Source organism: Nocardia donostiensis, assembly GCF_002081715.1.
GTDB lineage: Bacteria > Actinomycetota > Actinomycetes > Mycobacteriales > Mycobacteriaceae > Nocardia > Nocardia donostiensis.
Map to the genome: position 1 here is coordinate 1 of NZ_MUKP01000084.1, position 8334 is coordinate 8334.

Annotated in this window: 10 protein-coding genes; 9 read left to right on the forward strand and 1 reads right to left on the reverse strand. The window is 67.5% G+C overall.

Annotated elements, in window-relative coordinates; translation table 11 throughout:
• From B0T44_RS25435 to B0T44_RS25470, 8 genes are all read left to right on the forward strand, one after another.
• Nucleotides 1–778: lytic transglycosylase domain-containing protein (locus B0T44_RS25435; RefSeq protein ID WP_139795361.1), on the forward strand; the 778-nt coding region annotated here is incomplete at its 5' end.
• Nucleotides 779–918: 140 nt separating this feature from the next.
• Nucleotides 919–1779: a lytic transglycosylase domain-containing protein gene (locus B0T44_RS25440; RefSeq protein ID WP_077114659.1), complete on the forward strand. Its 861-nt coding sequence runs from the start codon at nt 919–921 to the stop codon at nt 1777–1779.
• Nucleotides 1780–1797: 18 nt separating this feature from the next.
• The gene (locus tag B0T44_RS25445; protein ID WP_077114658.1) at nt 1798–2934 is read left to right on the forward strand and encodes an Mrp/NBP35 family ATP-binding protein; all 1137 of its coding nucleotides are present in this window, start codon (nt 1798–1800) and stop codon (nt 2932–2934) included.
• Nucleotides 2935–2994: 60 nt separating this feature from the next.
• Complete coding sequence (locus tag B0T44_RS25450; protein WP_077114777.1) at nt 2995–3315, forward strand: DivIVA domain-containing protein; 321 nt, start codon at nt 2995–2997, stop codon at nt 3313–3315.
• A complete protein-coding gene (locus B0T44_RS25455) occupies nt 3312–3935 on the forward strand; it encodes a DNA-3-methyladenine glycosylase I (protein WP_077114657.1) in 624 nt (207 codons plus the stop codon). Before B0T44_RS25450 ends, B0T44_RS25455 begins: the two co-directional genes overlap by 4 nt.
• A gap of 102 nt (nt 3936–4037) precedes the next feature.
• On the forward strand, nt 4038–4205 hold the full coding sequence (locus tag B0T44_RS25460; RefSeq protein WP_011211259.1) for a DUF3117 domain-containing protein: 168 nt from the start codon (nt 4038–4040) through the stop codon (nt 4203–4205).
• Nucleotides 4206–4236: 31 nt separating this feature from the next.
• Nucleotides 4237–5097, forward strand: coding sequence for a putative RNA methyltransferase (locus B0T44_RS25465; protein ID WP_175647917.1), 861 nt, complete (start codon nt 4237–4239; stop codon nt 5095–5097).
• Between the two features lie 153 nt (nt 5098–5250).
• Nucleotides 5251–5649: a group I truncated hemoglobin gene (locus B0T44_RS25470; protein ID WP_077114655.1), complete on the forward strand. Its 399-nt coding sequence runs from the start codon at nt 5251–5253 to the stop codon at nt 5647–5649.
• A gap of 58 nt (nt 5650–5707) precedes the next feature.
• Here B0T44_RS25470 and glgA read toward each other — a convergent pair whose 3' ends face one another.
• Complete coding sequence (gene glgA / locus B0T44_RS25475; protein ID WP_077114776.1) at nt 5708–6877, reverse strand: glycogen synthase; 1170 nt, start codon at nt 6875–6877, stop codon at nt 5708–5710.
• A 127-nt stretch (nt 6878–7004) separates the two neighbouring features.
• Between glgA and glgC the strand changes: the two genes are divergently transcribed.
• Nucleotides 7005–8219: a glucose-1-phosphate adenylyltransferase gene (glgC, locus tag B0T44_RS25480; RefSeq protein WP_077114775.1), complete on the forward strand. Its 1215-nt coding sequence runs from the start codon at nt 7005–7007 to the stop codon at nt 8217–8219.
• The last annotated feature ends 115 nt before the right edge of the window (nt 8220–8334 follow it).

Consider the following 8334-nt stretch of genomic DNA (forward strand, 5'->3'; position numbering starts at 1 on the left):
CCTGCCCGGGAACGAGATCATCCGGGCCGCCGACGGCAGCTATGTGCGCGCGCTCGGCCCGATGCAGTTCCTGCCGAGCACCTGGAGCCGCTACGCCGCCGACGGCAACGGAGACGGGGTCGCCGACCCGCACAACGTTTTCGACGCCACCCTCGCCGCGGGCAAGTACCTGTGCTCGGGTGGCCTGAACCTGCGCGACCGGGCGCAGGAGCTGAAGGCCGTGCTGCGCTACAACAATTCGATGCGGTACGCGGCCGACGTGCTGAGCTGGTCGGCCGCCTACCGCGCAGGCGGCTCACCGACCCCGGTGCCCGTCTCGCCGCACCTGGTCCCACCGGGCAGCGCACCGATCGAACCGAGGCCGGATATGACCGCGGTGGATACGCAGACCGCCACCGAACCGCCCGAAACCCCGGCGCCGCCGCTGCCGGACGTGCCGACTCCAGTCATCGAACCGATGATCATCATCCCTGGCCTGCCGCCGATTCCGTGCGGGATCTTCTGTCCGCCCGCACCGTCCGGGCCACCGACCCCGGTGCCCGCGCCGATGCCAGTACCCGGGCCCGTGAAGCCGGACCGGCAGGTGCAGGCAGCCCCGGCAGGGCCCCGCGACCCAGTCGCGCCGCAGGACCCTGCCGCGCCCGCCCCGCAGACACCAGGGCAGCCAGAGCATCCGCCCGAGCCCGCACCCCAGCCGCCCCCGGCCGGGCCTGCCCCGCAGCCTGTGATCAGGCTGCCGTTCGGCATCGTCATCCCACTGCCCGCTCCGCCACGCTGACAGCCGTACACAGGTAACTTCAAACAGCAGAACGGATCACGAAGCAGTAACGAAAAGGTCTCGGATGCGGTAGCCTGCCCTTCGTAGGTCACAAAGGGCTCACGAATGGGCCCGAAGGGTAGACGGAGGGTCACCGCACCGTGGGGCGTCATCGCAAACAAACACCTGCCACCGTCAAACGCAGCTCCGTTCTCGCACTCACCGGATTGGTGCCCGCGAGTTTCGTCGCCGTCAACGCCGCCGCAGTGGCCACCGATCCGACCGCGGCATCGGTGCAGCTGCATATGCCGGGTGACGACCAGCCGGACGCTCAGGACAGTGCCGCCCTCGCGGCAACCTACGCCGACGAAAACCTCACCCATGCCATGGCGAAACAGTCACGCAGCGCCCCGCCCGTAGTGAAAAGCGTTGCGCTACCCGAGGATCGGGAGCAGGCCCAGTTACCACCCGGGCAGCAGGGCATCCCGGGTATCGCCGACGACGCCTACCTGTCGGCCGAGCAGATCCTCGCCGAGGAGAATCCCGAATGCGGGATGCCGTGGACGGTGCTCGCCGGGATCGGACGGGTCGAGTCGACGCATATGTTCCACGGCAAGGCAGACGCCGACGGCAACGCACTGGACCCGGTGTACGGACCGGTGCTCGACGGCAGCCTCGCGGGCAACAACGTCATCTACGACTCCGACGGCGGCGCCCTCGACGGCCTGTCCGGCTATGACCGCGCGGTCGGCCCGATGCAGTTCCTGCCGGAAACCTGGACGCGCTACGCCGCCGACGGCAACGGCGACGGTATCGCCGACCCGCAGAACTATTACGACGCCACGCTCACCGCGGGCAAATATCTCTGCGACGGCGGCCTGGATATGCGCGATACCGCCCAGCAGTCGCGCGCCATTCTCCGCTACAACAACTCGATGGCCTATGTGGCCAATGTCATGGCATGGTCGAAGGCCTACGCCACCGGGGTCGCGCCACGGCCCGCGGACCTGCCACGGATATGACGGCCTAAAATCGACGTCATGTCAGTGGTAACGGAAGCGGATGTGCGCGGCGCGCTCGCCAAAGTCGACGACCCGGAGATCCGCAAGCCGATCACCGAATTGGGCATGGTGAAAAGTGTCGATATCGGCGCCGACAGCAATGTCCATATCGAGATCTACCTCACCACCGCTGGTTGCCCGCTGCGCACCGAGATCACCCAACGGGTCACCAAGGCGGTCGCCGACGTGCCCGGTGTCGGAGCGGTCACCGTCGAACTCGACGTGATGAGCGACGAGCAGCGCACCGAGCTGCGTAAACAGTTGCGCGGCGATTCGCCCGAACCGGTGATCCCCTTCGCCCAGCCCGGCTCGCTCACCCGGGTGTACGCGGTCGCGTCCGGTAAGGGCGGTGTCGGCAAATCCAGCGTCACCGTCAACCTCGCCGCCGCCATGGCCGCGCGCGGGCTCTCGGTCGGCGTGCTCGACGCCGACATCTACGGCCATTCGGTTCCGCGCATGCTCGGCACCGACGCCCGGCCCACCCAGGTGGAGCGGATGATCATGCCGCCCGTCGCACACGATGTGAAGATGATCTCCATCGCCCAGTTCACCAAGGGCAACACACCGGTGGTGTGGCGTGGGCCGATGCTGCATCGGGCGCTGCAGCAGTTCCTGGCCGACGTCTTCTGGGGCGACCTGGACGTGCTGCTGCTCGATCTGCCGCCCGGCACCGGCGATGTGGCCATCTCCATCGCGCAGCTGATCCCGAACGCGGAGATCCTCGTCGTCACCACGCCGCAGGCCGCCGCAGCCGAGGTCGCCGAACGCGCGGGCGCTATCGCGCTACAGACCCGGCAGCGCATCGCGGGCGTGGTGGAGAACATGTCCTGGCTTGACCTGCCGGACGGCACTCGGATGGACCTCTACGGTTCCGGCGGCGGGCAGTCCGTCGCCGACCGGCTGACGCGTGCCGTCGGCGCCGAGGTTCCGCTGCTCGGGCAGATCCCCATCGAACAGAGCCTGCGTGAAGCCGGTGACGAGGGCACCCCCATCGTGCTGCGCAACCCGGACAACCCGGCCGCGGTCGCGCTGCGCGAGGTTGCCGACAAGCTGGCGGTGCGCCGCCGTGGTCTGGCCGGTATGTCGCTCGGTATCGACACCACCCGTCACCTGTGACCCGTCACCGTCCCGCAGCGCGCCGTGCGGGTGCCGGGCCTCGCCAATAAGCTCGCAGACATGCTCACGCTGCTGTTGTACGTGTTGATCGTCGGATTGGTGGCCGCGGTCCTGTTTCTGCTCGCCAGCGCGGTGTTCGGGCGCTCGGAGGAGCTGGGGCCGCTGCCCGAGGGGACGACGGCCACGGTGCTGCCGGTGGAAGGTATTTCCGGATCGGACGTGCGCGCGCTGCGGTTCCAGCAGGTGGTGCGCGGCTACAAGGCCGGTGAGGTGGACTGGGCGCTGGCGCGGCTGGCGGCCAGGATCGACGAACTACAGGTGCAGCTGGCCGAGGCCGAAGCGCGTCGCACGCCGTCGTCGACCACGCCGGAGATCATATGAGCCACGACGGCCTCGTGCGCTGCCCGTGGTCGCTGGCATCGCAGCTCTACCGCGACTATCACGATCAGGAGTGGGGCCAGCCGCTGCACGGCGACGATGCCATGTTCGAACGCCTCTGTCTGGAGGCCTTCCAATCCGGGCTGTCCTGGATCACCATCCTGCGTAAGCGTCCGGCCTTCCGGGCAGCGTTCGCCGGATTCGCCATCGAACAGGTCGCCGAGTTCGGCGCCGCCGATCGCGCCAGGTTGCTCACCGATGCCGGGATCGTGCGCAACCGCGCCAAGATCGACGCTGTCATCGCCAACGCCAAGGTTGCCCGTGATCTGGATATCGGCCTCGACGAGCTGATCTGGTCGTTCGCGCCGCCGCGACGGCCGCGGCCGCGCAGCATCGCCGAAATCCCTGCGACAACCCCCGAATCAGTCGCTCTGGCAAAGGAATTGAAGCGACGCGGTTTCCGCTTCGTCGGCCCGACAACGGCGTACGCGCTGATGCAGGCGACCGGGTTGGTCGACGATCACCTGGCCGATTGCTGGGTGCGAAGTGACCTGCGCGACACCGGCCACCCCGGCGTATTTCGAAGTCAGGTATCCGTCGCATCGAGCGATAAGGAAGAATAGAGCCGATGTAGCTCGCCAAATGCCGGCGGGCTACCCAGCTGGTGACAGCTGGAGTTCCAAGCAAGTGCGCAGCATACCGCGCAGATCTGGAGGGAGCAGAGGATGGCGGCCATGAAGCCCCGCACCGGGGACGGTCCCCTCGAGGCAACCAAAGAAGGGCGTGGGATCGTTATGCGGGTCCCGCTCGAGGGTGGCGGGCGTCTGGTCGTAGAGCTCACACCGGATGAGGCGGCAGCGCTGGGTGACGAACTGAAGAGTGTCACCAGCTAGTACCGCTGGCGACCAACCGGCACTCGCCGCGGTGGCGGGGGTGTTGGCGTGCCCGGAATGCGGCGGTGCCATGCGCTCATACGACCGGTCGCTGCGCTGCGCGAACAGGCACAGTTTCGATATCGCCCGGCAGGGATATATCAGCCTGCTCACCGGCGCTTCGACCAAGATGACCGGTGATACCGCCGCGATGCTCGACGCGCGCGCCGCGTTCCAGGCGGGCAGTCATTTCGCCCCGATCGCGGCCGCCGTGACCAGGGCGTTAGGCGTAGGTGAGACCCATCCCCCGGCGGGCGGTCCCGGCCTGCCTATCGTCGACATCGTTCTGGAGATGGGCGCCGGGACCGGCTACTACCTCGCACAGGTGCTCGACGTGCTGCCGCAAGCCCTCGGTATAGCGCTGGATGTATCGAAAGCCGCCGGGCGGCGCTGCGCACGCGCCCACCCACGGGCGGCGTCGGTGGTCGCCGACGCCTGGCAGGGTCTCCCGGTCCGCGACCACGCCCTGTACGCCGCACTGTCGGTCTTCGCGCCCCGCAATCCCGCGGCCGTCGCCAGGTCACTACGCCCCGACGGTCGTTACGTCGTGGTCACACCCACCGCGGAGCACCTCAGGGAGTTGGTCGGCCCGCTCGGCATGGTCACCGTCGAGCCGGATAAGGAACAGCGGCTCGGTTCGGCCATGTCCGGCCACTTCGACCTGATCGACCGCACCACCGTCGCGTACCCGATGCAGCTCACCCGCGCCGATATCACCCGCCTGGTGGCCATGGGCCCGTCCGCCCATCACGTCGACGCCGCAGCCGCATCCGTCGGCGCATTACCCGAGCGGTACGAGGCGACGGCTTCGGTCATCGTCAGCTCCTATCGCCCCACCGTTGCGGCCACGTAACAGACAACCGACCGTGACATTTCACGGCCGCGACAGACCTCTCCCGGTTGCCCGCCTACTGTGACCAGCGAGAAACTGCGCTGCCACGCAATGGAAATACTCTCGCGACACCCGTCTAACGGGTACGCAATCACGCGGTGGTGTCCTTGTTGCATGCGAATGCCGATACTGTTCCAGAAAAAATCCACCCCCATCTACGACCGAATCGGCGGACACGAGGCGCTCGAAGCTGTCGTCGCGGACTTTTATACGAGGGTGCTTGCCGACGACGAGCTCGCCGGTTTCTTCACCGGCACCAATATGTCGCGATTGCGGGGGAAACAGGTCGAATTCTTCGCGGCCGCGCTCGGCGGGCCAGAACCGTATACGGGAGCGCCGATGAAACAGGTGCATCAGGGCCGAGGAATCACCATGCACCATTTCGAATTGGTTGCCGGATACCTGAAGGATTCCCTGTCCGCAGCCGGCGTCCCCGACGACACCGTCGCCGAAATCCTCGCCATTGTGGTTCCGCTGGCCGACGACATCACCTCCGGCGGCGCCACGGCATGATCTCCTCCCGCCTCGACGGCGCCGCTTCGTGTCCACGCGACGTGGCCGCAGCGGGCTCTCAGGGTTTGCGCACCTGGTCGTAAACGCGCAACGTCTGTTCGGCGATGCGGAACCAGTCGAAGTCGGCGATGGCGCGCGCCCGGCCTGCCGCGCCGTATTCGGCCGCACGGGCCGGGTCGGCGGCCAGCTCGTTCACCGCGGCGGCCAAACCCTGCTCGTACGCCTCGGATTCACCCGCGTCGTAATGCACCAGCCTGCCGGTGCGGCCGTCCACCACCACCTCGGGGATACCGCCCACATCGGAGGCGACGACGGCGGTCCCGCAGGCCATTGCCTCCAGGTTGACGATCCCCAGCGGTTCGTACACCGAGGGGCAGACGAACACGGTCGCGGCCGCAAGCAGCTGACGGATCTGCTCGGTGGGCAGCATCTCCCGCACCCAGAACACATTGCCGCGTCTGCGGCGTAGCCCGGCAACCGCGTCGGCGACCTCGGCTTCCAGCTGCATGGTGTCCGGCTCACCCGCGCACAGCACCAGCTGGATACCGGGATCGATATGGCGGGCGGCGGCCAGCAGATGAGCGACCCCTTTCTGCCGGGTGATCCGCCCCACGAACACCGCAATCGGCATATCGTCCACCACCCCCAGCTCGTCGAGGATGGGTCTGGAGTCGGCGGCAGGCGGGCCGGGATGCCACACCTCGGCGTCGATACCGTTGTGCACGACATGCACCCGGGCGGGATCGATGGCCGGGTACGCGTCGAGCACATCGCGGCGCATCCCCGCGCTCACCGCGATAACGGCGTCGGCATCGGTCATCGCATTGCGCTCCGACCAGGACGACAACCGATAGCCGCCGCCCAGCTGTTCGGCCTTCCACGGCCGGCGCGGCTCCAGCGAATGCGCGGTCAATACATGCGGGATCCCGTACAGGGTGGCGGCCAGATGTCCGGCAAGGCCGGTGTACCACGTATGCGAATGCACGACGTCGACCTGGCCGACGGCATCGGCCATCCGCAGCTGGGCAGACATCATCTGGATGGCGGCGTTGGCGGCCTCCAGCGCCGGATCGGGCTGGTGCACCACCGCGTTGTAGCGACGGGCGCCCATGCAGTGCACGCTCACCTCGGCGAAACGCCGTAACCGCGGCACCAACTCGGTGACGTGCACGCCCGCGCCGCCGTACACCTGCGGCGGATACTCCCGGGTCAACATGGCGACCCGCAGCCGTTCGCCGAGGCAGGCGCCCGCCGCCACACGACCGCCGTCGGTGCCGAAACTCACGGACTTCAACGTAGACGTTGCAGCCCGGCGGCGGCCACTCGCGACCGGCCGGTTCGGTAGTTTGGCAGGTGTGAGGAGCCAGCCGCACGTACTCGGAATCGTGCTCGCAGGTGGCGAGGGCAAGCGCCTCTTTCCGCTCACTGCCGACCGGGCCAAACCGGCCGTCCCTTTCGGCGGTGCCTACCGGCTCATCGACTTCGTGCTGAGCAATCTGGTCAACGCAGGTTTCTTGCGGTTGTGCGTGCTCACCCAATACAAATCGCATTCACTGGACCGGCATATCTCGCAGACCTGGCGGCTGTCGGGTTTCGCGGGCGAATACATCACCCCGGTGCCCGCCCAGCAGCGCCTCGGCCCGCGCTGGTACACCGGCAGCGCGGACGCGATCATGCAGTCGTTGAACCTGATCTACGACGAGGATCCCGACTACATCGTGGTGTTCGGCGCCGACCACGTCTACCGAATGGATCCGGAACAGATGGTGGCCCACCATATCGATTCCGGGGCAGGCGTCACGGTGGCCGGTATCCGGGTGCCCCGCAGCCAGGCCAGCGCGTTCGGCTGTATCGACTCCGACGAATCGGGGCGCATCCTCGGTTTCCTGGAGAAACCCGCGCATCCGCCCGGTATCCCCGACGACCCCAATATGACGTTCGCGTCCATGGGCAACTATGTGTTCACCACCAAGGTACTGGTGGACTCGATCCGGGCCGATTCGGAGAATTCCGATTCCGACCACGATATGGGCGGCGACATCATCCCGTCGCTGGTGGCCGAGGGGCAGGCAGCGGTATACGACTTCTCCGATAACGATGTTCCCGGTGCCACCGACCGCGACCGCGGCTACTGGCGTGATGTGGGCACCATCGACGCCTTCTACGAGGCGCATATGGATCTGGTCTCGGTGCACCCGGTCTTCAACCTGTACAACAGGCACTGGCCGATCCGCGGCGCCGCCGAGAACCTGCCGCCCGCCAAATTCGCGCAGGGCGGACTGGCTCAGGAATCAATCGTCGGCGCGGGCAGCATTCTGTCGGCGGCGACGGTGCGCAATTCGGTGCTCAGCGCGAATGTAGTGGTCGACGACGGCGCCACCGTGGAGGGCAGTGTGCTGATGCCTGGTGTCCGCATCGGCCGCGGCGCCGTGGTCCGCCGGGCGATCCTGGACAAGAACGTGGTGGTGTCGGCAGGCGAGATCATCGGAGTCGATCTGGACCGCGACCGCGGCAGGTTCGCGATCAGCAACGGCGGCGTGGTCACCGTCGGCAAAGGCACCTGGGTCTGAACCGCCGGCTCAGGCCGTGGTGGCGCCTCACCCTCGGCAGGCGCAGAGCAGTCCGTCGCCGACCGGGATGAGCACACTGGTCAGCTCCGGGTTCTCGGCGATTGCGCGGGTAGCG

What these genes read in the sequence shown, in the direction of transcription:
- B0T44_RS25470 (WP_077114655.1), top strand. Translation starts at nt 5,251, where the DNA reads ATGCGAATGCCGATACTGTTCCAGAAAAAATCCACCCCCATCTACGAC.
- B0T44_RS25460 (WP_011211259.1), top strand. Translation starts at nt 4,038, where the DNA reads ATGGCGGCCATGAAGCCCCGCACCGGGGACGGTCCCCTCGAGGCAACC.
- B0T44_RS25455 (WP_077114657.1), top strand. Translation starts at nt 3,312, where the DNA reads ATGAGCCACGACGGCCTCGTGCGCTGCCCGTGGTCGCTGGCATCGCAG.
- B0T44_RS25450 (WP_077114777.1), top strand. Translation starts at nt 2,995, where the DNA reads ATGCTCACGCTGCTGTTGTACGTGTTGATCGTCGGATTGGTGGCCGCG.
- B0T44_RS25445 (WP_077114658.1), top strand. Translation starts at nt 1,798, where the DNA reads ATGTCAGTGGTAACGGAAGCGGATGTGCGCGGCGCGCTCGCCAAAGTC.